The 23,569-nt window shown below is 52.3% G+C and carries 16 protein-coding genes; 5 read left to right on the forward strand and 11 right to left on the reverse strand.

Annotated features, from left to right (window positions below; genetic code table 11):
• Positions 1 to 94: 94 nt before the first annotated feature.
• The 5 genes from BUB30_RS06410 to BUB30_RS06430 all read right to left on the reverse strand — a co-directional run bounded on the left by BUB30_RS06410 (position 95) and on the right by BUB30_RS06430 (position 8,264).
• Positions 95 to 880, reverse strand: coding sequence for a glycoside hydrolase family 16 protein (locus BUB30_RS06410; protein ID WP_073132058.1), 786 nt, complete (start codon positions 878 to 880; stop codon positions 95 to 97).
• Between the two features lie 70 nt (positions 881 to 950).
• Positions 951 to 2,063, reverse strand: a complete 1,113-nt coding sequence (locus BUB30_RS06415) for a glycoside hydrolase family 16 protein (RefSeq protein ID WP_073134851.1) — start codon at positions 2,061 to 2,063, stop codon at positions 951 to 953.
• Between the two features lie 96 nt (positions 2,064 to 2,159).
• Positions 2,160 to 3,581, reverse strand: a complete 1,422-nt coding sequence (locus BUB30_RS06420; RefSeq protein WP_073132060.1) for a PKD domain-containing protein — start codon at positions 3,579 to 3,581, stop codon at positions 2,160 to 2,162.
• Positions 3,582 to 3,607: 26 nt separating this feature from the next.
• Positions 3,608 to 5,089, reverse strand: coding sequence for a RagB/SusD family nutrient uptake outer membrane protein (locus BUB30_RS06425; protein ID WP_073132062.1), 1,482 nt, complete (start codon positions 5,087 to 5,089; stop codon positions 3,608 to 3,610).
• A 4-nt stretch (positions 5,090 to 5,093) separates the two neighbouring features.
• Positions 5,094 to 8,264, reverse strand: a complete 3,171-nt coding sequence (locus BUB30_RS06430) for a SusC/RagA family TonB-linked outer membrane protein (RefSeq protein ID WP_073132064.1) — start codon at positions 8,262 to 8,264, stop codon at positions 5,094 to 5,096.
• A gap of 169 nt (positions 8,265 to 8,433) precedes the next feature.
• Between BUB30_RS06430 and BUB30_RS06435 the strand changes: the two genes are divergently transcribed.
• Both BUB30_RS06435 and BUB30_RS06440 read left to right on the forward strand, forming a co-directional pair.
• The gene (locus BUB30_RS06435) at positions 8,434 to 11,451 is read left to right on the forward strand and encodes a triple tyrosine motif-containing protein (RefSeq protein ID WP_178377037.1); all 3,018 of its coding nucleotides are present in this window, start codon (positions 8,434 to 8,436) and stop codon (positions 11,449 to 11,451) included.
• A gap of 74 nt (positions 11,452 to 11,525) precedes the next feature.
• The gene (locus BUB30_RS06440) at positions 11,526 to 12,176 is read left to right on the forward strand and encodes a carbohydrate-binding protein (RefSeq protein WP_221408666.1); all 651 of its coding nucleotides are present in this window, start codon (positions 11,526 to 11,528) and stop codon (positions 12,174 to 12,176) included.
• A gap of 31 nt (positions 12,177 to 12,207) precedes the next feature.
• Here the strand turns inward: BUB30_RS06440 and BUB30_RS06445 are convergent, their stop codons facing one another.
• Entirely contained in the window at positions 12,208 to 12,675 is a 468-nt protein-coding gene (locus BUB30_RS06445) for an SgcJ/EcaC family oxidoreductase (protein ID WP_073134862.1), read from the reverse strand.
• A 302-nt stretch (positions 12,676 to 12,977) separates the two neighbouring features.
• On the opposite strand from BUB30_RS06445, the gene BUB30_RS06450 reads away from it, so the two are divergent.
• The gene (locus tag BUB30_RS06450) at positions 12,978 to 14,189 is read left to right on the forward strand and encodes a glycosyltransferase (protein WP_073132065.1); all 1,212 of its coding nucleotides are present in this window, start codon (positions 12,978 to 12,980) and stop codon (positions 14,187 to 14,189) included.
• Positions 14,190 to 14,293: 104 nt separating this feature from the next.
• On the opposite strand, the gene BUB30_RS35420 is transcribed toward BUB30_RS06450, so the two are convergent.
• A complete protein-coding gene (locus BUB30_RS35420) occupies positions 14,294 to 14,734 on the reverse strand; it encodes a hypothetical protein (RefSeq protein WP_221408720.1) in 441 nt (146 codons plus the stop codon).
• A gap of 134 nt (positions 14,735 to 14,868) precedes the next feature.
• Positions 14,869 to 15,249, reverse strand: a complete 381-nt coding sequence (locus tag BUB30_RS06460; RefSeq protein WP_073132067.1) for a VOC family protein — start codon at positions 15,247 to 15,249, stop codon at positions 14,869 to 14,871.
• 238 nt (positions 15,250 to 15,487) lie between these two features.
• Between BUB30_RS06460 and BUB30_RS06465 the strand changes: the two genes are divergently transcribed.
• Together BUB30_RS06465 and BUB30_RS06470 are read left to right on the forward strand one after the other, a co-directional pair.
• A complete protein-coding gene (locus tag BUB30_RS06465; RefSeq protein WP_073132069.1) occupies positions 15,488 to 16,081 on the forward strand; it encodes a dihydrofolate reductase family protein in 594 nt (197 codons plus the stop codon).
• 379 nt (positions 16,082 to 16,460) lie between these two features.
• The gene (locus BUB30_RS06470) at positions 16,461 to 17,321 is read left to right on the forward strand and encodes a hypothetical protein (protein ID WP_073132071.1); all 861 of its coding nucleotides are present in this window, start codon (positions 16,461 to 16,463) and stop codon (positions 17,319 to 17,321) included.
• Positions 17,322 to 17,404: 83 nt separating this feature from the next.
• On the opposite strand, the gene BUB30_RS06475 is transcribed toward BUB30_RS06470, so the two are convergent.
• From BUB30_RS06475 to BUB30_RS06485, 3 genes are all read right to left on the reverse strand, one after another.
• On the reverse strand, positions 17,405 to 19,711 hold the full coding sequence (locus BUB30_RS06475) for a transglycosylase domain-containing protein (protein WP_084137937.1): 2,307 nt from the start codon (positions 19,709 to 19,711) through the stop codon (positions 17,405 to 17,407).
• Positions 19,712 to 19,780: 69 nt separating this feature from the next.
• Positions 19,781 to 20,995, reverse strand: coding sequence for a PepSY-associated TM helix domain-containing protein (locus tag BUB30_RS06480; protein WP_073132072.1), 1,215 nt, complete (start codon positions 20,993 to 20,995; stop codon positions 19,781 to 19,783).
• Between the two features lie 11 nt (positions 20,996 to 21,006).
• A complete protein-coding gene (locus BUB30_RS06485) occupies positions 21,007 to 23,397 on the reverse strand; it encodes a TonB-dependent siderophore receptor (RefSeq protein ID WP_073132074.1) in 2,391 nt (796 codons plus the stop codon).
• Positions 23,398 to 23,569: the final 172 nt, after the last annotated feature.

A 23,569-nucleotide genomic window follows, 5' to 3' on the forward strand; every position in this document is an offset into this window, starting at 1 on the left:
TTTACTTCGTAGCGCAGTAAAAAAATAAGCGTTGATCTTCCACGCATGGTGTTGGATCAACGCCGTTCGTAAACCTAACCTTCTTTCGTTCTTTTTATTGATAGATACGCACGTAATCCACTTCCATGCGTTGCGGCCATCCCATTTCATCCACGCCTTCTTTTCCGCCCCAATTGCCTCCCACCGCCAGGTTCATGATGAGGTGAAAGGGTTTGTCGAAAGGCCAGCCCTTGAAGTCATCTTTCGGGTCGCGTTGAACGGAGTGGTAGACTTTATCGTCGACGATGAAATCCATTTTGTCTTTGGTCCATTCAATAGCGTAGACATGGAATTGGTCTCTTGCATCGGGCACGGTCACTTTGCCCTCCTTTTGCGTTTTCTTTACGTGATTGTAGGCTTCCGTATGGATAGTGCCATGGATAACGCCAGGATCATAGCCCACGTGTTCCATGATGTCTATTTCTCCACTGGCGGGCCAGTCGCCATAGGAAGGATCCGACGACAACATCCAGATGGCGGGCCATGTTCCCTTGGTACGCGGCAGTTTTGCTTTCACTTCCACACGGCCATAAAGCCAGTCGCCTTTTCCTTTCGTCACGATGCGACAGGAGGTAAACGGTTTTCCTTCGAGTGAATCTTTGTGGGCCTCGATTACGAGTTTGCCATCTTCTATGCGCACATTTTTTTGATCGCTTGTATAATACTCCAACTCGTTATTGCCCCAGCCATTGCTGGCGCCAAGGTCATAGCCCCATTTGGTTGAGTCGGGCGCGCCGGGTTGATCGAATTCGTCGGACCATACCAGTTGCTTTTTTTTCTCCGTACAGGCCGCCACCAGGAACAGGGCGACGACAAAAATCCTTGACAGGGTGATATTCATGGTTAGATTAGGGCGTTCAGTTTAAGATTGATTTGGTCCATGCAAATTACAAAACTATGGGCAGGTTGTTCTATTGAAATACGCGAACGTAGTCCACGATCATCCGCTGTGGGAACAACGTGGTGTCGTCCGGGCTTCCCGGCCAATCGCCACCTACGGCGAGATTAAAGATGAGAAAGAACTCCTTCTGAAACGCCGCCAATCCTGCAGGCGTTGTGTCGATGACTTGATATTGCACGTCGTCGACATACCATTTGATAGACGAAGCGGTCCATACGATGGAGAACACATGGAACTCGTCGTTGAAGATGCCGTTACTCAATTGTTTGCTGCCGCCATAGCTGGCATGCTGGCCTGCGTTATCCCAGTGGGCGGTGCCATAGACCGTCTTGTCGCCAGCGCCACCGCCGACCATTTCCATCATGTCGATCTCGCCACAGGCAGGCCAATTCACCGTGGTGATGTTCGAACCCAGCATCCACAGTGCGGGCCAAATGCCTTTGCCCTTCGGCAGCACGGCACGCATGTCGATGCGACCATACTGGAATGCTTTTTTGCCCTGGGTTTTGATCCGGGATGAGGTATATGCGCTGGATTGGAAATTTTCCTTCTTCGCCGTGATGACAAGGTAGCCGTCTTTCACCGTGGTATTCTCCTGCCGGTAGTATTCCAGTTCATGGTTTCCCCAACCGTTGGTCGACGTTCCGGTCTCGAAAGTCCAGTCGGCTGTGTTTAGTGCAGCGCCGTCGAATTCATCTTGCCACACCAGCGTCATGCCCGAGTAGCTGGTGGGTGTGGTGTAGCCCGTCGTCGGAATAACGAGCTCTCCGCTTCCCACGGTGACCTGAACATCCTTGTTCAGTGACACAAAGGCTTCGGCCGTGGTGTGGGCCTGTACTTTGATCGTGTAGGTGCCGGAAGTTTTATAGGTGTGCGTGGCTTTGCCATCCGTGCTCTTCACGGGCGTCTCCGAAGCATCTTCGCCAAAATAGAAGAGAAAAAAATTCTCGTTATCGGCCGTGGCCACAACCGAGACCAGCCCGGTGCCTGCGGTGTTCACCGTGGTCTCCATTTGTAGATTCGTAGGAAGCGTTAGCGGTTGGTCCGCATCATCGTCGCCACAGCCCAAGACCGTGAAGAGAAAGGCTGTCAAAAATATCGTTGCCCCGCGTTTGCTTTTCATATCCATGCTCTTTTTTCTATTTAAAAAAACAAAGGCTGCCCAAGGTAACCAGAAACCCGTATTGTAACCAGCACCCTGGAACAGCTTTGTCTTTTGTTAAGGCAATAACTCCACATCGTCCAGGAAGAAGATGCCACCGGTGAAGATGGCCTCTCCTCCAATTTGAATCACCACTTTATCAAAGTCGTCGCGCGTGGAATAGCCGCTGAAGTCGAAGGTGAGCTCGAGCCATTTGTCGGTTTCCAACCCGGTTTGTTTCACCTCGGCTTGCGTGGTGTAGGCATTGCCTCCGAGATCGGAGTTTTGCAACTTCACCGACACTTGTTTTTGCAACGTTTTATACGATTGCCAATCCTCCGCACCGGTCGTGGTGTAGTCGTTGTAGCTGGGAATAAACACTTTCAACTTGAATACGTGGCGTGTGCGTATATCCATCTTATAGCTGAGGGGCAGCTGAATGTTTGCATATTCGCCCCCCTGGCCGTTTGCTTTCGTGTACTTACCCACCTTGGACGAGGTGTTGATGGGCACCGGCGCGGGGTTATCGTATTTCACGATCGAGCCTTGTGAGTCGTTGGTGAAATCGAAATTGCCGTTGCCGTCGAAGTCCTGGTGAATGTCTTCGATCTTGTATTCCTTTGGCTTCACCGGTTCGACCGGACGTTCATAGCCTTCCCGGATCAGACGAATATACCAGGCAAAGTCGGTGTTCACGTTGTCATAATATTTCAGGAACATTTCGTCGTCCGTCAACGTCATGATTTCATAGGTGGACACGCCCGTGAAATAGCCAATAAATCCTCCCGATGAAATCGTGATGAATTTGTTATCATCCGAGACAGACCATTTCAAATTCGCCGGTGCCGTGTAAGGCGCCGAATAGTCACCCACCGGGCTGGGCGCAGAGCCGGGAAAGTTGGGCGCCTGGCCTCCGTTCATGTAGATGTCGCCACCGGTATCAAAGATGTAGCTGAACTCGCTGAGCTTGAATGTGTATTTGTCATTATACAAACCGCTGCCGTTCTTTTCGTTGGCACCGGCCTGGTACCATTCGGGACCGGTGCTGGCCTTGGGGCCTAATCCGAAATGGCCTGCATATTTAGCATCGATCACCCAGGTCTTTCCTTCCGGTTTGCTGTTGCCACCGGTCAGCTTGTTGTAGACCGGAATGTCGAGCAGGGTTGGGTCGGTCTCTGCGATCTCCACCGTTTTCTTCGCGGACGCACTTCCCCCCGACGTATAGACGGTGAGCGTTACCGTGTACGTTCCTTTCACCGGGAACGTTCCTTTCACATTGTCGCCTTGCGCAGACTTGCCGTTGCCAAAGTCCCAAATTTTCAGGAAGCCTGACGCACTGGAGAAATTCAATATGTTGTCGTTCTCTGCGGAGGGCGCAAAAGTGAAATCCACATCCGATGCCGCGGGCACGGGCCCCAGTTCACTCACATCTTCTTTACACGCGGTGAAGACCACGGGCAGGGCAATGACCCAAAAAAGACTATAGATTATCTTTTTCATAATTTCATTTTTTTCAGTTGTCGATATTAATACCCCGTGTTCTGCAACCATCCAGCACCGGCCAAGTCGATCTCCGCTTGCGGAATGGGAAACACTTCGTTCTTGCCCACTTTGAAACCGGCGATCTGATCGGCAGCCCTGCCGGTACGCACCAGGTCGAAGAAGTGAATGCCCTCTCCTGCCAGCTCCACGCGGCGTTCGTGATAGATCGCTTGTGTCAATGCACCGCCGGTGGCGTTCACAGGCGGCATGTTCACGCTGACGCGTGTTCTGACTTGGTTCAGGTAGGCCAATGCTTTCGTATCATCGGGAGTTGCTTTCCGGTTGTGCGCTTCTGCGGCCATGAGCAACACGTCGGCGAAACGGATCACGCGGTGATTCACCGGGCTGGTCAAGTCGTTGTCGTTTGCACCCAGTTCATCGGCGCGTTTCAGGTATTTGTTGTTGTAGAATCCGGTATGGCCTCCGCCACCGACGGTATACTCCACCTTCACGGGAAGCTGCGCCGCCTTGAAGGCCTCAATATCGAGAATGGAAGTTGCCAGTCGCGGATCGTTGGGTTCGAATTCGTCTACCAGGTCCTGCGTGGGCAGGTTGTAGCTGTTGCCATCGGCGTAGATCGGTCCCTTGTATCCACGGATGCTGTGAAAGCCCACCGCGGCAAACCCTTCCAGGCAAACAAAGCATCCATAGCCGCCGCCTTCAATGCCCACATATTCGATGTCGAACACGGTTTCGCTGTTTCCTTCACTGGCCACTCGGAAAAGTGTGCTGAAATCCGTCGACAGCGTGTAGGGTCCTTCGTCGATTACCTTGTCGAGGGTTTGTGCTGCTTCGGCAAACTTATTTTGATAGAGATAGGCTTTTCCCATCAACGACAGGGCAGCACCTTTTGTGATTCTCCCTTTGGTAGACGTGGTCCATCCCAGGTTATCGGCGGCGAATTGAAGGTCTTTCACGATTTGTGCATACACGTCCGACGCCGGCGTTCTGGGTTGGGCCGAGATCTCCGAGGCCGACAAGCGTTTGTCCAACACCAGCGGAACGTCGCCAAAGAATTTCACCAATTCGAAGTAATAATACCCCCGCAAGAACGAAGCCTCTGCCAGGATGCGGGTCTTGCCATCAAACTCCAATTTATCTTTGTTCTCAAAGATGTAGTTCACGCGGGTGATGCCGGCATACATCCAGCGAAATAAACTGCGCAGCTCGTTGTTCACGCCACCGTGCGACATGTTGTCGATCTGGTGGAGACCTTCGCTGTCGGTCACGCTTTCGCCACCCGCGATGGAGTTGTCGGAAGCGATCTCGCCGATCCACATGTCGAGATACGATGTCTGCATGAGGTCGTAGGCACCGGTCAAGGCTTTGTCGTAATCGGAGGGACTTAGAAAATAGTTGTCGGCGTCTTGTGCATACTGCGGATCGATGTCCACATAGTCGTCACAGCTGATGGCCATGAACGAGGCCACGACAACGCCTAATGATATTCTGATGAATTTCTTCATGCTCTTAGAAATTAAGATTTAAACCTGCCATAAATGTTTTCGCCTGGGGATAGAAACCATAGTCGATACCCGACGAAAGTGTGCTGCCCGAAGCATTGTTCGGATCGAACTGGGCGGAGAGATCCGGGTCGTAGCCGCGGTACTTCGTGAACGTCGCCAGGTTGTTAGCCGCTACATAAATGCGCAGCTTGGTGGCGCCGATCTTTTTGCTGATGGCGGCGGGCAGCGTATAGCCCAATTGCACATTTTTGATCCGGGCAAACGATCCGTCCTCCACGAAATAGTCCGAGATCACGTTGTTGCGATTGGTTTGGGTTGAGGAGGTGAACAAGCGGGGGTCCGTATTGGTGGACCCGGGACCCGTCCAACGGTTCAGGCGATAGGCCAGCAAATTGGCCAAAGGTTGATCGCGCTCATAGTTCCGCAAGATGTCATTGCCCAGCGACACATAGAGTGTTCCCGAAACATCAAACCCTTTGAAATTTAAACCCAGGTTCAAGCCCATGATCATATCCGGTATCGGCGAACCGATCTTGGTCTTATCGGAGTTGTTGCTGAAGTTGATGTCGCCGCTCTTGTCCTGGTCAACAAAGCGCAAATCGCCGGGCTGTGCATTCTCTTGCGTCACGCCACGCTCGGTCACTTCTTGCGTGGTCTGATACACGCCGTCTGTTTTGTATCCGTAGAAATAACCGATCGGGTAACCGACCTGCATCCGCGTGGGGCGCGTGCCGCCAACACCAAACGCCCCGCCTTCAATGAACTGAACGCCATCGGGCAAGGCCGTCACCTCATTGTGAATAGTGGTGAGGTTGTAGCCGATGTTGAACCGGAAATCTTCCCCGATCTTGTCGTTGTAGTTGATGAGCAATTCAAAGCCGTTGTTCTTCACGTCGCCGGCGTTGATCCAGGGAGGGCTGCCTCCCGCACCATACGCACCCGCAATTGCCGAGATGTCGGGCTGGAACAACAGGTCTTTTGTTTTCTTGATGTAGTAGTCGGTCGTGATGTCGAGTTTACCATTGAACAAACTGAAGTCGATACCGACATTGGTTTGGTGCGTGGTCTCCCATTTCAAATCCTGGTTGCCCAGGGTGCCGATCGCCACGCCGTTAACAAGTTGATTATTGAACGGGTAAACCCCCTCTCCTCCCAACAACGCGCGGTAGCGGAAGTTGCCGATCTTATCGTTGCCGGCTACACCATAGCTGGCACGCACCTTCACGAATTGAAACAAATCGGATTGGAAGAACGGCTCTTCCGAAAGCACCCACGCACCCGACACGGCGGGGAAATAACCAAAGCGATTGTTCTTACCAAAGTTGGACGAAGCGTCGCGTCGCACGAGGGCGGAGAGCATGTATTTTCCTTTGTAGCCATATTCACCGCGGAGGAAATATGACTGCAGCCGGCTGCGGTATTGGTAGGACGTCGTGTTGTTCAGCAGGTTTGTACCATCGGCCGCGGAGATGTCGGCAAAGTCGTTGGAATTGTAAGGAATGTTATACGCCGTGCCACTCAGGCTTTTTCCCTGATCTCCAAAATAAGAGATCCCCAGCGTGGCTTTCACGTGGTGAATGTCGCTGAACGTTTTGTTGTAATTCAGAAACGCCTCCGCATTGTAGTTGAAGAAGGTCTGTTCCGTTTCGGTCACGCTGTTGAGGCGGGGGATTTTGTAGCTCGCGTTAACCTTGGTCCATTGGCCATTGGAGCGCACGGAGTCCACCTCTTTGCTGTACAGTGTGATGGAGTCGGGAACCAGGGCGGGGTTGGTCGCTGTGTTCTGGGCTTTGCCAGATCCATAATACACCAAAGGCGAAAACGTTTTGGATGAGACGTTGGCATAGTTGTAGCCCAGACGCGCCGACAATTCGAAGTTTTCGTTGATCTTGTAGGTAAGCTCCTCTTTGCCCACCAATTTGTTGACGTTGGTTTGATTGAACGTGTTTGCCATTTGCGCCAGCGGATTGATGATGTCGCTGAATTCTTCCAGGTAGGTGTACGTGCCATCCGGATTTCGAACGGTCGTGGCCGGGGAAGCATTGGTCGTGTTGTAGAGCACCGAGGCGATACCATTCTCCGGAAGCGTCCTGCGGCGCTCGTTGGTGTAGAGCAAAACATTTTGCAACGTCAGTCGGGGAGCAATGTCGGTGGTGAAATTGATGCGCGCATTATAACGGCGATAGGAAGCCTTGTCACCGCCGACGATTCCTTCCTGGTTCATGTAGGAGCCCCCGATGGAGTAGGTGCTCTTGTCGGAGCCGCCGTTCATGTTCAGGTTATAGTTCATGATGGGCGCCTTCTGAAATACTTCCTTCTGCCAGTCTGTACCTTTGCCCAGGTCGACATTGGCAAATGGCGGCGCTTGTCCGCCGGCCGCATACGCTTCGTTCTTCAACACGGCATATTGATGCGCGTTGAGCAGGTCAAGCTTTTTGGTGGTTTGCTGTGAACCATAGTAGCCACTGAATTCAATGGAAGGCTTGCTGTTGCGCTTGCCTTGTTTGGTGGTGATGATGATCACCCCGTTTGCCGCCCGCACACCGTAGATCCCGGCCGTGCCGTCCTTCAACACGTTGATGGACTCGATGTCGGAAGGATTCAGCGCGTTCAGACCGTCGGTGGAATAGGGAACACCATCCACCAGCACCAGCGGATTGTTGTCGCCGTTGGTGGACAGGCCCCGGATTCGGATGTTCAGTGCCCCGCCGGGAGAGCCCGACGCCGTGGAGATCTGCACTCCGGCCGCCTGCCCCTGCAACGCCTGGTCCACCCGCACGGTGTTCAGGGAGGAGAGCTTGCTGCCGCTCACGCTCGAGACCGAGCCGGTCAGTTCCTTTACGGTGGTGGTGCCGTAGCCGATGACGACCACTTCCTCCAATGCTTTCACATCGGGCACCAGTTTGGCATCCACGACCGATTTGCCCGCCACGGAGATTTCCTGAGAAACATAGCCGATAAAGCTAACGATGAGCACGGCGTCTGCAGGAGCGTCGCTCAGGGTGTACTCCCCCTTTACGTCGGTCACCGCTCCGCGCGAAGTTCCTTTAATGAGGACATTGACGCCAGGCAAGGCCTGGCCATTTTCGTCCGTCACCTGCCCTTTGATCAGGGTTTGCCCGTGGGCGGCAAGCGACAGCGTCAAGAAGAAGAGCGCCAGTAGTTTTGTTTTCATGCGTTGTTGATTTTGGTTGAACGGTTCGCTGGTTTGGGAGGCACGAGGCCCGAAAACGTTTGAACGACTTCAACAAACTTGGCCAGGATGGCACCGGATTTCAATAAACGCGCCCCAACAATACTACATCAAGGGGGTAATGGCGACTACATCAAAACTACATCAATCCATGAAAAACAGTGATTCTGACGGATTTCAAACGTTTTGCAGAGTTGACTTAACCTCAACATTTCAATACCTTGACCTCATCATGCCCTTCTTTTACACCCCTTCGCTTCGCCGCGGCCTGGCTTCCCGTTGGTTTTGGTTGCTCATGTATGTGCCCTGCGCACATCTGGCAGCCCAGTCCAGCCTTTCCGGTCTCCCCTTCACCCGCAACTTCCAACCCCTCGACTATAAGGCCGGCATCCAAAACTGGTCCATCACCCAAACCCGGCAAGGATTGGTCTACATCGCCAACAACTTCGGCCTGCTGGAATTTGACGGCGACCAATGGCAAACCTATGGCATGCGCAACGGCACCAAAGTGCGCAGCGTGGCTCGCGACGCCCGGGGCCGCATCTATGTGGGCGGCCAGGGCGACTTCGGATTTTTCTTTCCTGATGCCCGGGGCAGGCTGGCCTACACCTCGCTGGCCGACCGCCTCGAAAAACAGTACCGCGATTTCGACGAGGCGTGGAACATCTACATCGACAACGAGAAAGTCTATTTCTGCACGTTCTCTAATATATATGTGTACGACCAGCAGACCTTCCGCACCGTTCGGCCCAAAGACGGGATAGACCATTCGTACCTCGTGAACCGTCAACTCTACGTGAACGTGCACCATCAAGGATTGGGCATTCTGCAAGACCAGGAGATCCGCACCATCAAAGGCGGGACACAGTTCAAGGACCAAAGCCTTGCCGCCGTGCTGCCCCTGCACGATGACCAACTCCTGGTGGCCACCTTCCAGGATGGCATTTATACGCTGAAGGACGGGATAGCCAAACCGTGGAACGCTGCCTTGCAACAATTGCTGAAGACCTCCATCGTCAATTGCATGCTCCGCTTGCGCAACGGCAACTTTGCTGTGGGCACGCAGAACAGCGGGCTGCTGGTGCTGAGTCCGGAGGGCGATCTGCGCACACAACTCACCAGCGGCCGCGGCATCGACAACGCCACCGTGCTCTGCCTCTATGAAGACGATCTGAACAATTTATGGGTGGGACAAAACAACGGCCTCGCCTACGTGGAGTTGGGATCGCCTTTCACCTTCATCAACAAGCAAATGAGCATCCCAGGCTCGGGCTATGCCGCCTACCTGCAGGATCATACCCTGTACCTGGGCACCAGCACCGGGATTTACTTCCGCGAAAAAGACAGTGCATCGGACTTCAAACTCGTTGACAACACGCGCGGGCAGGCCTATCACCTGGGCCACTATGGAAACGACCTCCTCGCCGGCCGCCACCACGGCGCCACGCACATTGAAGGCAGCACCGGCGAAGTGCTATCGACGGAATTCGGTTCGTGGGTGTACCTGACCCTGAAAGATCACCCCGACCGGTTGTTGGAAGGAACCTATACGGGGTTGCAGCTATACGCGCTGGTGAATGGCCATTGGAAATTCAAAAAGAAGCTGAGCGGATTTGACGAGTCGTCGCGCGTGATGGCGGAAGATCCTTCGGGCGACATCTGGGTGACCCATGGCTACAAGGGCGCATTCCGCATAACACTCCATCCTAACCTGGACAGCATCGCGAAGGTCTCGTTTTACGGGACCGACAAAGGTTTTCCCTCCAACCTGCTCATCAATGTCTTTAAAGTGCGCAATGAACTGCTCTTCACCAGCACCAACGGCGTCTATACCTACGACCGGGCTACCGACCGCTTTGTGCCCGACACCTTCTTCACGCCCCGTCTTGGGAAAAATGACCAGGTCTGGTTCATTCGCGAAGACGCACTGGGCAACATTTATTTCATCAGCCGCGACCATATCGGCGTATTCAAAAAAAATTCCCTCGGCGATTATACCCTCGAAGAAAATGCCTTTGGAAAAATACGAAAGCATCTGAATGACGATCTGATCAGCATGGTCATTTTGCAAAACAACGAAGTGTTGTTTGGGGCAAAAGATGGATTCATTCATTACAATCCCTACCATCCCGCCGAACAAAAGTCCAACTTCAAAACCCTCATTCGAAGGGTGGTCACCACCTCCGTGAATCGTGACTCCGTGCTGTTCTTCGGACACTATACGAACCATGACTCCATTAGTGACCAGCAAGGTGAAATGCTTCCCGAACTGCGCTATCGCAACAATTCGGTCAACTTCACCTTTGCCGCCACCTCCTTCGAAGGCAATGCCGACCCTACGTATCAATATTACCTGGAGAACTTTGAAAAAGAATGGTCGGATTGGGGCGCCAAGACGCAAAAGGAATATACGAACCTGAAGGAAGGCGATTATGTTTTTCACGTGCGCGCCCGTAATGTCAGCGGCGAGATCAGTCCCGTGACGACCTACGCCTTCACCATTCTTGCACCGTGGTACCGGTCGGGATGGGCGTATTTTTGTTACGGGCTTTCCGTGATCGCGATCCTGTTTGCGGCTTTCAATTTTGTCGATCGCAAATACCAGCGGGAGCAACGGCTGATGGAACAGAAACAACAGGAAGAGCTCAGCCAAAAAGATACCGCGCTGGAACACTTGTCGCAGCGCTCGCAGGAAGAGATCACGCGGTTGCAAAATGAAAAGCTGGAGTCGGAGCTTCAGCACATGAACAACGAGCTTGCCACGTCGACGATGCATCTCTTGAATAAAAACGAATTCATTACCAGCATCAAGAACCAGCTTGCGCACATCCTCAAAAAGAACACCAACGAAGAAGTGCGGAAAGAACTCACCCAAATCAACCGCAACATCGAACAAAACATTTCCGCCGACGACGATTGGGAACATTTTCAGTTTCACTTCGACCGTGTGCACGGCGATTTCTCAAACCGTTTCAAAACTTCTTTTCCTTCGCTAAGTCCCCAGGAGCTGAAACTGAGTGCCTATTTGCGCATGAACCTTTCCTCGAAAGAGATCGCCCAGTTGCTCAACATCTCGGTACGGGGCGTGGAAATAAGCCGTTACCGCCTGCGGAAAAAGATCCAGCTCGACCGCAATAAAAATCTTCAGGACTTCATTTTGAATTTCTGATCGTCCTCCAAAGCCTTGCTTGGCGAAGAGACGTTGCTTACTTTTAAAGACCACTCCATGACTCCAGTGCCGCTATGAAACTTACTTCCCTTTTAATGCTCAGTGCCCTTTTTATCGGTGTCTCCGCATTTCGTTTTGTGTCCACTGGAAAACCCTGGCAAACCAAAAGTCAATCTATCCCAGGCCGCGTGCAATGCGAATTCTATGACGAGGGCGGCGAAGGGGTTGCTTATCACGATGCCGACGCCGTGAACAATGGCAGCGGAAAGCTCAACCCCGCCAACGGCACCTACCTCAACGAATTCCGTATGAACGAAGGCGTGGACATTTCTTACACAAAAGGAAAAGACATCGACAACAATCCCTACAACACCGTGGCCCCGGAAATGGATCAACTGTATGTGGGGTGGACGCAGCCAGGAGAATGGATTCACTATACCCTCCAAATAAAAGAAGCAGGCACCTACACGGTGGGCCTCATGTATACGTCGCACGACGACGGCACCATTGCGCTGGATTTGGATGGGAAACGCATCTCGAAAGATCTCCTCGTAAAATCCACCTACGCCGCGGGCGACACCATTGCCTGGCGTCAATGGCATCATTGGAATAAAGCGGAAGCGTTGGGGGAAGTGACCTTGTCAAAAGGTACGCATGTTCTCACCTTGCACACCGTCGCGGCCGGCCAGATGAACTACGACTACCTCGAATTCAAAAAACGGTAAGTCCGGCATTTAGCAAACTAATTTTAATGTACTAGATCAGCGCGGCCAGTTCTGCGGTGAGTGCAATCGCCAATTCAGGCCTCCCATGAAATTGAGCGGGCGTGTTTTGAAACAGTTCGATGCGCCATTCATTTTTTATATTGGAAGCCACCAAGGTCTGGATCGCATTGAGGCTGGGGTTAATATAGTTTTCTCCGGCAGGGATCATTCCCGCCACGGCATGCAGCAGTGCCGTATCGGCATTCGGGAAACGGACCTCCTTCACCATGCCCACGTAGGTGCCGGTGCGATGATCGTTGAAAACGCGCGAAAGCTCTTCAAAAATTCCTTCACGGCCTTTCAGCTCACTACCGTCAAAGCCCACCGCCCAGCCTTGTTCGTGAAAGAGATTGGAAAATCCTTTTGCACTTTTCGCGTTCCACTGTTGAAGAAGTTGGCGGTATAAATCCTGAACCTTTTGTTGTCCGGCACTCGCCGGCTTCGATGATAGGGTATCCATAGCGTTGGCGGTTTTAATGACCTTGATCGCTTTCATCCTGAAAATGATGGGCCAAAAATTATTAACCTCCGGATAAGTTTTTCAACGCCCCGCCGTTCTAGTTGTGGAACGCCCAGTGTGGAAATTTCACCCAGGATCAAGGGATTTTTTCCCCGCCAGGCGACCCAAACACCCTAGTGTGGCCAGAACGGCTGGAAATCCCCCCATTTATACGCCATCCAAACTCTGGCACACATTTTTACAGGTTTTCCGCAGCATCAGCAACGCGGATTGCCCATTCAACGCAGAAACCACTAGGCCACATGGATAACTTCACTTTCCCCACAGACAGCCATATCCACACGGATATCGTTTGCTTCGCCGAACACGGATGGAACTTCACCTCCGACAGGCCCCAACATTTGTTGAAACGCTTCGCTAAGGGATTCCGGGTATTCTACATCGAATTGCCCGTATTCCACGCCGACGCCGACCGGTATGACATCACGCTCACGGAAGATCACGTCATTGTCGTCACCCCGAATCTGCAAGGCGAGCCCGCACAAAACGATGCCACCACCCGTTGGCGCGAATTGCTCATTCGTCTCTTCAATGAGGAACGGATCGACTCGTATATCTTCTGGTACTATTCGGTGCAAGCCCTGAAAGTGAGCACGCATTTCACCCCGGACCTGGTGATCTATGATTGCATGGACCGTCCATCCGAAACCGAAGAAATGCGCGAAAGCGAGCATGAGCTATTGGAATTTGCCGATGTCGTCTTCACCAGCGGCCAGCGCGTGTTTGAAGCCACGCGCAAACTTCACGAAAACACCTACCTATTCCCCAACAGCATCGACAAGGATCATTTCGCTTCGGCGCGCACCTTTAAGTACGATCCCCCGGATCAAGCTTCCATCGGCCGTCCTCGCTTTGGCTATTTTGGCGAGATCGATCAACGCATCGATTTTGATCTGTTGGTGACCGTATCAAAAAAACGCCCGCATTGGCACTTCATCCTGGTGGGTGCCGTGGTCAACGTGAGCTCCTCGCAACTGCCGAACTACCGGAATTTCCATTATCTCGGCGCCAAACGCTATGAAGAACTTCCGCAATACATCGGCGGCTGGAACATTGCCATGATCCCCTTTGCCCACAATGAGTACACGCGCTTTATCAACCCGACAAAAACAGCAGAATATCTCGCTGCCGGCAAGCCCGTCATCTCCTCCCCGATCACCGATGTGATTCGTCCCTATGGCATTTCAGGGTTAGTCTCCATCGCGGGCACAGCAAATGAGTTTATCAAGGTCGCCGAAGAATTGCTCGCGGCCGATGAGGAAACGAAGAGCACCCTGATGTATAAAGTGGACCACTACCTGGCCGGACAATCGTGGGACAAAACCTGGGGCGAAATGATGGGTCTCATCGCGACGCTGCTTTCGAAAAAAGCGCTGCAAGGTCCGAAGCATCTTCAGGAAGCCTGGATGCAATCGGAAAGTGTCTTGGTGGAAGAACGCCATTTTGAACATTGATCCGGTCGACGGTTCAACGCACGGAGTAGCATTCTCTCTGGTTTATATAAAAAGGCATCGGTCATTTCTGAACGATGCCTTTGCTCTTTATTAACAATCTCCGTTTAGGTATGATCTTCTTCGAGGTCGTCGTGGTCATCGCCACCGAGGCTGTAGGAATTGTTTTCTTCATCTTCGCTTCCGATGCGTTCGGCGGCATCGTCATCGTTCACGCCGGGGATGTCGAGATCTTCGCCGGAGAAGTCGACGGGGTATATGCGATTTTTCAGCAGTTCATCATCCCCTTCGTCGGACTCCAGTTCGGTATCGCCTAGCGCCTGAAGGTCATCTTTCGTCACGTCCGACTCGTTGTGCTTGCCCGTGGTCTTGCGCACGGTCTTGACCTTGGATGGATCAAGCGGTCCTTCCGCGGCTTCACCATCCATGCCCATCTCCACGCGGTTGGCGCGATTCATAATATCTTCCTGAGCCGGATATTTCGGGTAGCCCGGAAATTTCTCATCCCCCGCTTTTCCCTTCTTCGTCGGTTTTGCTTGCTTCTTCATATTCGTGTGGTTAGATTAATCTTGTTGTCAATATTCATGCCTTTCACGGTAGATGCTGCCGATCGATCCTCGAGCTTTTGCGTACGGATCATCTCATCCTGAAGGGGAAACGCTTTGGGGGATTTATGCGTTCCTCATCGTTCCTGCATCACCGAAAGAATGTTTCCCGCCGGGTCCTTGAACCACGCCACCTTCGGGCCACGATCATCGCGCGAAATATCATCCGGGTCCGTTTTTAAGTCGGGCTCATCGTAATGCTCAAAGTGGATGCCCGCCTGCTTCAATTCCTTGACAGCCTTCTCAATGTCATCGACCGGAAAATTCAATACCGTAAACGTAGCGGCCTCGTGATTGGGCTTGGGATAGATCAATACATTGTTGTCTTTTCCCAAGTGCACCTGTAGGTATTCTTTTTTATCGTCCACGTCCAGGTGGAGAACATTGCCATAAAAATTCTTTGCTTTCCCCAAATCGTCGGTGGAGAAACTGCTGAAGGCTTTTTTGATCTTTAGCATGGTTGTTTTGTTTTGGTGAACATTCGTTTTCAGGGAAGTATCATTTTTCCCAGCCTATAAAACAACCCCAGTGGGCTATTGGTTTTTTTCTTCACCACCCGTTCGGGTGATTTTGCAACAGAAAGATTCTTTTGTCGGGATCAGCCCGTCAAATGTCGCAATACGGTCATTCACGTCGCGAATGCTCCCGCTATGTTTGTAGTATGAATGTACGGCATACGCTAATCAATAAAAAATCATGGAACAAAAAGTAACACCTCAACCCGGCAAACTGATCCTGGACATTGCGATGTCGCTGGACGGCTACATGGCCGGTCCCAACATCAGCGCCACGCATCCGCTGGGTGAGGATGGTCCACGACTGCACCGCTGGATGTTTGAAGAGAAGACCGAAATCGATAACGCTGTAGTGGCAGAGATGGTAGACACCGCCGGCGCGGTGCTGGTGGGGGGAAGAACTTATTTTACGGCCATCGATGACGCGTGGGGTGGCCGAACCCCATTCGTCGTGCCCGCCTTTGTATTAACACACCGCTCACCCCAAATCCCCGTGAAGGGTTTCACCTTTGTGCACGACGGCATTGAAAGCGCCCTGGCGCAGGCAAAAACCGCTGCGGGTGAAAAAGCGGTCTGGCTGATGGGAGGTGCTGATATCATTCAACAATATCTCAGCGCAGGACTGGTAGACGAAATGCAAATTCACATCACCCATATATTGCTGGGCGGCGGCACCCGCTTGTTCGACACGCTGGCAGTTCCCCCGGAACTTACGAAAACGCGGGTGATCGCCTCCGACGGGGTAACCCATCTCCGGTTCAAGGTTGTCAAATGACAGTATCCGCAGTTTCTTGGATGATCAAAAATAAATTTCCCGCCCCACCGATGGCAAAAACAAACACAGAAGCGGTCGAATTTATTTTGCAAGCGGCCTCCTTCTAACCGCGTAAAGCATACCTGAATTCCCCTATGCACCTGGCATAACAAAAAAATAATTCAAACACACAAGGGATTTCTAAAGACATGAATAGTTATCTTAGGTAAAGTTAACCCCCTCTGTTATGAAACCCCCCAACGCCGTAATAAGCATGCTGCCCTGGCATGCCTCATCAAGTTTCTCGTTATGCTCCTTCCCTGGCCTTCCATCCTGAGAATAAATCAGATGATCAGTCTTTCAAGTTTGTCTTAATTCATAAATAAAAACCCCCTCTCCTATGAAAAATCTAAACGCCCTCACGAGTGTGCTGGTCCTGGCATGCTTCGTATGTCTATCGTCTTGTTTCGGTCCCGGTCCTTTGCCACAAAAGCTTCGCATCAAAACGTTTGAATGGGAAAACATTCTTTACCACGCGGAATATGACGCGTACGGTACGTTGACCAAACTGAACGGCACCGACCGTGACATTATCTTTTCATATGATGAAAACCAAAAGCTTTATCAGATCGATATCAAGCTCGATGGTCAGCCTGCACCAAACATTCGCTTCACTTTCGTGCAAGGCCCTCTCGGAATTACGGAGGTCAGCACCGCGAATACGGATTACTACGGAATTGATCAGCCACATGGTCATGTCACGATCCACTACCTCACACCCACCAAACTGTCGGGGGTCGTCGAACAAGAACTCAACGTGGATGGCACCGTTGGCTTCGAGCTCGATCGTAGGTTCGTCTACAACGGCAACAACATCGCGCGGGTCTACACCGTACCTACCTTTACGGAGTTCACCGCTTCGGCCTATGATCACAAATCAAATCCCTTTATGCTGCTGGCAAACGCTGTGAATAACCCCGCGTTTTTTCCGATCGGGTCCGCCAATTTCCCGGTGGGCTCATACAACATTCCTTTGATCAACATCTATTCGGAAAACAATCCGCTTAAAGGTGTCTATCAAATTGAAGGTGCCCCCATCACAGCGACCAGCCATGTTCTCAACTACACGTATGATGGCAACCTTGTAAAAAAGATCGTATGGAATGCCACCTACCTGGGCGATCCCACACAAACACGCATATTCAAATTTGAATATGAATGGGCGCGTTGCCGGCCGCGTGAGCATCACGGCCATGAATAGTATTCCATAAGGCATAAAAAAAAGGCGCTGAAAATAATTTTCAGCGCCTTTTTTAATACTCAATCCAATGCACGTGTGGAAAGCTACTTATTGGGATCGTTGTAATCCTTGTCATCGTACGTCGAATCGGCAGGATACTGGCTGACATCGAGTGTCATATCAAGCGGTGTGGAGGGACGTCTGAACTGGCCCTTCTTATATTCCAGGGAACGGTCGGCATAGACTTTTTGCATATACCTATCCCAAATGGGACGGGCCGTTGAGCCGCCTTGACCCAAGCTCCAGCTTCTGTAGTGTATGCTGCGTTCGTCGCCACCGACCCAGGCACCAGAGACCAGGTCGTGGGTGATGCCCATATACCAACCGTCGCTGGCGTTGCTGGTGGTACCGGTCTTGCCTCCCACTTCGTTGTCTTCTTTAACAGCCTTGCTAAGCGCTTGTGAGCTACCCCCTTCTTCCTCTACCCCTCCTCTTAACATGTAGACCATCTTATAGGCCGTATGTTCATTCATAGCTTCACCATGGATCTTGGGCGAAAAGCTGGCAACGACGTTGCCATTTTTATCTTCTATCCGAGTAATGTAAAAGGGTTCGGTGTGAATGCCCAAGTTCACAAACGTGCTGTATCCGCCCACGAGTTCATAAAGCGAAACATCGCTCACCCCCAGACAGAGCGTGGGCACCGGGTCCAGGGGACTGGTGATGCCGGCGGCCTTCGCGAAATTCACGACGTTGTCGATGCCTACACGCTGTAACAACTGCGCTGTAATGGTGTTCTTCGATTGGGCCAACGCTTGCCGTAGCGTAAGCTTTTCGCCCGTTCCATATTTACCATCAGAGTTCGCAGGACGCCACGTTCCGCCACCCACCAGGGTGAACGTTGGAGAAATATCCAGAAACGTTTGGTTGGGGTTGTAGCCTTGGTCCATGGCGGTTCCATATACAAAAGGCTTGAAGGTCGATCCCGGTTGACGAGTGCCCTGCTTCACGTGATCGTATTTAAAATACTTGTGGTTGATGCCACCCACCCATGCCTTCACCGCTCCCGTGTTCGGGTCCATCGACATGAACCCTGTATTTAAAAAGTGTTTATAATAGCGCAGCGAATCCATGGAACTGAACACGGTGTCGCGCTCACCATTCCAGGTGAAGACGGTCATTCGTTTTTTGAGGTTCAGCATGATCTTCACCGAATCGCCGCGCTCACCGTATTTGCGAACGAGTTCCCGATAGTAATCCGTTTGCTTGATCCGCGATTCAAGAAAGCCGGGGATCTCGCGTTTGTTGTCGTCGATCCAGGGGTTTTGTCCTTTCCAATGTTCGTTGAATTTCTTTTGCTGGATCTTCATTTGCTCCGCTACGGCCTCTTCGGCATAGCGTTGCATGCGACTGTCGATGGTGGTGTAGATCTTCAACCCGGATTCCCATAAATTATATCCATTTTCCTTACACCACTTGGAGAGCTCGGGGGTGATCACGGTCCTGAAGTAGGTTGCCAATCCCTTGTTTTGATTTTGTACCGAGAACTTCATGTCTATCGGGAGCACTTTCGTGGAATCGTATTTCGCCCGTGACAGGTAGCCATCCTTAAATAATTTGTACAACACCTCGTTGCGTTTCCTGAAGGATGCTTCGGGGTGAGCTTTCGGATTGAAGCGCGCGGGCGACTGCAGCATCCCTACCAAAACCGCAGATTCCTGTACGTTGAGTTTGTCCGGTTGCTTATTGAAATACGTCTCGGCGGCTACCTTAATACCTAACGCGTTGTTATCAAAATCACAAGTATTGAGATACATCACCAAAATCTCATCCTTTGTAAAGTGCCGCTCCAGATAAACGGAGATGATCCATTCTTTTGACTTCCGGATGAGCCGCTGCGGAACTCTCCCCAACTTCGCCAAGCTGCCGTCGAGTTCTGGGTTCAGCGTGAAAAGATTCTTGGCCAACTGTTGTGTCAGGGTGCTCCCCCCTCCGATCTGGGAGGACCGGAACGTGACGGCTCCAATAACCGCGCGTATCAGCGCCTTCGCATCGAGGCCGGAATGTTCTTTGAACCGAATGTCTTCCGAGGTGATCAGCGTCTTGACCAACACCGGCGACAGCTTATTGAACGGGACCTGGCTCCGGTTGTAGCTGAAGTATCTACCCAACGAAACACCATCGGCCGAGATCACATCCGACGACAAATCGTTCTCGGGGTTTTCAATGGACTTCAGGCTTGGCATCTCACCGTATAGCCCCAGGAAATTGTACTTAACGGAAACGATGTAAAGGGGGCAACCTATCGTGATCACGAAAAAGAAGATCCAGATCGCTTTCACAGCGCGGCGAAACCAGGGGCTGCGGCGTTGAAGCAGCTCCTTGATCTTTGCAGTTTTTCTAACGGCCATTCGGAATGAATTTGCCGTAAGTAAAGATTTTAACCGCAAAGGCGCAACGTCCCCACGAGGGTCAGAAGTCTATTCCGCCGGTATTTTCGGGAGGGCGCTGCGATTGGCCGTTTTTATGCGGCGGGAAGCGGCTTGATGCGGGGGTTGTTTTGCCTCCCGGCGATCCTTTTTTCTTCTTCCCCACCAGATGTAAAAGCCCGTGATGGGCAGCGACGCGCAAAGCAGGCTGGCACAAAAGGCAAGGATCTTGCCGGGGAGCCCGATGACGGCGCCCGTGTGAATGTCATAGTTCATGCGCAACAGTTTGTCTGCCGCGTTGGCGTCGGTCAACCTTCCATAGACGTGGCCCACTTCCAGTTCCTTGAGCGTGTACGGATCGAAGTAACGGTAGTCGGTCTTCCAATAGGTTTGGTTGTCGGGATTGACATTCACGACGATGGGCGATGCCTTGGTTTCGGGCACGTGCACTTCTATGATCTGTGCGTTCGGGTTTTCGGTCTTTAGTTTTATCCAGATCCGGTCCAGCGCAGGCAGGCCGGCCTGGGCCATGACGGTGGTGTCGGCCAGGGGTTCGGCATACAGGAGGGATTTCGTTCCTCCCGCCAGGGCATGCGCGCCCTTTGCAAACCATTGGAAGCCCCACACTAAACCCGTTAACGCCAAAATGATCGCTATCCACGATGCATAAAATCCCAACACATTGTGAAGATCATAGTTCTTTCGCCGCCAACGGGCCCTCCACTGGATGGAGAAGCGTTGCTTTGCCGCCTTGCGATTCTTTGGCCACCACAGGACCATGCCCGTGATGAGCATGGCCAAAAACACCAATGTAGAAACGGCCACTATCGGCTGACCGATGGTCGGGGGGAGCCACAGGTAATAATGACCATCGAGCACAAAACGAAAAAAGCCGGCGTTCTCATCGCGCACCTCCAACACTTTGCCGGTGTAGGGATCGAGGTATACGAAGTAATAATATTCCGGATCAAAACTGTAGAAGATCACCTGCACCGAACGCCCTGCCACGGGGTACAGCACGGCATGGATCTTCTTGCCGGGTAATTCTTTTTCTGCGATCGCCTTTAACTGCGACGGTGGCAGCACGGGTTTATCCTGCGCCACCGTGAACCGGTAAGGTTGTATCGCATTCTGGATCTCGTCCTGGAACGCATACAGACAGCCGGTGACGGCGATTATAAAAACCACCAGCCCGGACGTGAGTCCGAGCCAGAGGTGCAGCCAACCGATAATTTTACGAAACCAACTTTTTTTCTTTTCTGCCATCCGCGTAAGCGTTAAAAGCGATAGGCTACGTTCATCCGGAAGTTGATGGGCGCTTCCGTTTGCCAATAGAATTCTTTCTTGCCGTCAAAATTCAAATCATAGGGCGAGCCGCTAAAAAGATAAGCGTTCAGGATGTTGTTCACGTTCACGCCCACACTAAAGCTTTCGTTCTGCCACGACACGGCGCCGTCCAGCCGGAAGTAGTTGGGCAGCGACTGGTTGGTGCCGTCAAACACATACCACGACGAACGCTCCACCTGCCATTGGTACCCGGCGGAAAAACCGAGACCCTTCAGAGCACCGTTGCTGAAACGATAGTTCAGCCATGCGTTGGTCAGGTGTTTGGAGGTGCCGGGCACTTTCGTGCCGATGTTTTGTTCTTGGGTGTCTTTGGTCACCTTCGAGTCGGTGAGGGCATAGTTCAACACGAGCTCGAGATTCCTGACCACTTCGCCGCGCACATCGAATTCGATGCCTTTGGTTTGGGTCTGGCCGATTTGTTTCGAGTAGACCAGTTGGCCGGTCGTTGGATCAGGATGGTCAGTATCCAACACCAGCACGTTGTTTTTGGTGATCTGGTAAGCCGTGAGGCCCGCATTCCATTTGCCATTCATCCAATCGCGTTTCACACCCGCTTCCAGGTTGCTGCCGGTGATGGGATCAAACTTTTTGCCGGCATAATCGCGACCGGGGTTGGGCAGGAAGGCCTGGTCATAAACACCATACAGCGTGGTGTTGGGGGTCAGCGATACGCTCACGCCCACGCGCGGGGTGAACTTGTTGTCGTCCGTGCTGCCGGAATAGGGGTCGGCGTTCTTGGCATTCGTGTAGCGTCCAGCCAAGGTCAGGCGTACTTTATTTTCCAGGAAGGCCATTTCATCCTGTACGTAGATGCCGGTGGTGCTCTGATTATAGCGCACGCCGCGTTCGCGGATCGACCTGGACCGGTCGTAGGTGGGCAAGGCCGAAGCAGGGACCAGGCCGTATACCGGTTTGTAGATGTTGAAGGTATCGCCTCCGAGCGGGCCGCCCTGGCTCCAGTCGGCGTAATAATCTTTATTGCTCAGGTCGATGCCGGCCAGGATGCGGTGCGTAATGTTGCCCGTGCGCTCTTCGCCATTCACAAAGAACTGGCCGATCTTCGAAAGCCCCAGGGCATCCCAGATGGAAACACCGCGTTGCATATTGCCTTCGGGCGTGACCGAACTGGGCCACAACGATTGACCTACCTGCTTGTAGTTGTAGTAGGCCAACTGGCCGGTGAAATTCCAACGTTCGTTCAGCTTATGCTGAAAGATGGCCAGTACACTCCGGTCGTTGATGTTGGTGGGATCCAGGTTGGGCTCGGCCGTCGTAAAATTCCGGGGAAGGTCGCCATAACCGTTTGCCGAAAAGGCGTAGTTGGAACCGATCGCACTCATTTGCGAGAACTGGTGCGTGTATTCTACCGTGAGCGAGGTGTTGTCGTTGAACAGGTACTTGATGACCGGCACAATGGAATAGCGGTTGTTGGTTTCAAAGTCGCGGTGAGAACCCTTCAATTGGCCCATCACGTTGACGCGATACAAGAGCTTGCCATCTTTCGTCAGCTTGCCGTCGACGTCCAGCGCGGTGCGATAGGTGTCGAAGCTTCCCAGGGTGAGTTGTACGCTTCCTTTGTTCACGCCCGTAGGCTTCTTGGTCACCACGTTGTAGAAACCACTGGGCTCGCCCGAAGCCAGCATAAAACCTGCAGGACCTTTCACAAATTCGATGCGCTCTACCATGCTCATGTCCTCTGCCAAAGGACCCCACGGCATCTGTACGTTCATGCCGTTGCGGAAAGCCGTTACCTGCGAGCCTCGCATGTTGATATAGGCATAGTTGTCCCAATGCTCCAGTTTGGTGACACCGCTCACGTTGCGGGTCACGCCCTCCAGCATGTCGAATACCTGCTGGTCGTTCAAAAGTTGTTTGCTGATCACCTGGATATTCTGCGGCGCTTCCAGGATGGGCGTCTTCAAACGGAGCGAGGGCGACACAGCATCTTCCTTGTAACCCCGGGTGGAGGTTACCACCACTTCGTTCAGTTCTTTTTCACTTTCGTGAAGGATGATCTCGGGCACCTGCGTCGTTTCATTCGCCTTCACTTCGATATCGACTTGCTGAGGCTCCAAGCCCACAAAGGAGATGAGCAGCACGTGCTGGCCGGCCTGCACTTTCCGGATCTCAAATTCGCCTTTGGCATTGGAGGTGGCGCCTTTGCTGACACCTTTCACGGCGATGTTGATATATTCAGCGGGCTGTCCGTCGGCGGTTTTCACGCTGCCGCGGATGGTGCCGGTCTGGGCCCACGCGCTGGCGATGGCGAGAACAAAAAGCACAACGTGAAGGATACTGTGACGGGGGGTAAAATATTTCATTTGACGATGTTTTATTAGGACGTAAAATCTGCCACAAATGTAGATTCAACACCTAACCGGAATCAATCGCCTGGAGGAGTGGATTTCATATACCCTTTGCGAGGTAGTACCCCGTCGCAAAAGAAAAAATAAAAACAAAGGCGTTCACCGTGAAGCAATTCCACGGTTTGCA

Origin of the sequence: Chryseolinea serpens (assembly GCF_900129725.1) — a bacterium.
Taxonomy (GTDB): Bacteria; Bacteroidota; Bacteroidia; order Cytophagales; family Cyclobacteriaceae; genus Chryseolinea; species Chryseolinea serpens.

Coding starts and splice junctions, on each gene's coding strand:
- BUB30_RS06410 (WP_073132058.1), bottom strand. CDS start 880: ATGAATATCACCCTGTCAAGGATTTTTGTCGTCGCCCTGTTCCTGGTG.
- BUB30_RS06415 (WP_073134851.1), bottom strand. CDS start 2,063: ATGAAAAGCAAACGCGGGGCAACGATATTTTTGACAGCCTTTCTCTTC.
- BUB30_RS06420 (WP_073132060.1), bottom strand. CDS start 3,581: ATGAAAAAGATAATCTATAGTCTTTTTTGGGTCATTGCCCTGCCCGTG.
- BUB30_RS06425 (WP_073132062.1), bottom strand. CDS start 5,089: ATGAAGAAATTCATCAGAATATCATTAGGCGTTGTCGTGGCCTCGTTC.
- BUB30_RS06430 (WP_073132064.1), bottom strand. CDS start 8,264: ATGAAAACAAAACTACTGGCGCTCTTCTTCTTGACGCTGTCGCTTGCC.
- BUB30_RS06435 (WP_178377037.1), top strand. CDS start 8,434: ATGAAAAACAGTGATTCTGACGGATTTCAAACGTTTTGCAGAGTTGAC.
- BUB30_RS06440 (WP_221408666.1), top strand. CDS start 11,526: ATGAAACTTACTTCCCTTTTAATGCTCAGTGCCCTTTTTATCGGTGTC.
- BUB30_RS06445 (WP_073134862.1), bottom strand. CDS start 12,675: ATGGATACCCTATCATCGAAGCCGGCGAGTGCCGGACAACAAAAGGTT.
- BUB30_RS06450 (WP_073132065.1), top strand. CDS start 12,978: ATGGATAACTTCACTTTCCCCACAGACAGCCATATCCACACGGATATC.
- BUB30_RS35420 (WP_221408720.1), bottom strand. CDS start 14,734: ATGAAGAAGCAAGCAAAACCGACGAAGAAGGGAAAAGCGGGGGATGAG.
- BUB30_RS06460 (WP_073132067.1), bottom strand. CDS start 15,249: ATGCTAAAGATCAAAAAAGCCTTCAGCAGTTTCTCCACCGACGATTTG.
- BUB30_RS06465 (WP_073132069.1), top strand. CDS start 15,488: ATGGAACAAAAAGTAACACCTCAACCCGGCAAACTGATCCTGGACATT.
- BUB30_RS06470 (WP_073132071.1), top strand. CDS start 16,461: ATGAAAAATCTAAACGCCCTCACGAGTGTGCTGGTCCTGGCATGCTTC.
- BUB30_RS06475 (WP_084137937.1), bottom strand. CDS start 19,711: ATGGCCGTTAGAAAAACTGCAAAGATCAAGGAGCTGCTTCAACGCCGC.
- BUB30_RS06480 (WP_073132072.1), bottom strand. CDS start 20,995: ATGGCAGAAAAGAAAAAAAGTTGGTTTCGTAAAATTATCGGTTGGCTG.
- BUB30_RS06485 (WP_073132074.1), bottom strand. CDS start 23,397: ATGAAATATTTTACCCCCCGTCACAGTATCCTTCACGTTGTGCTTTTT.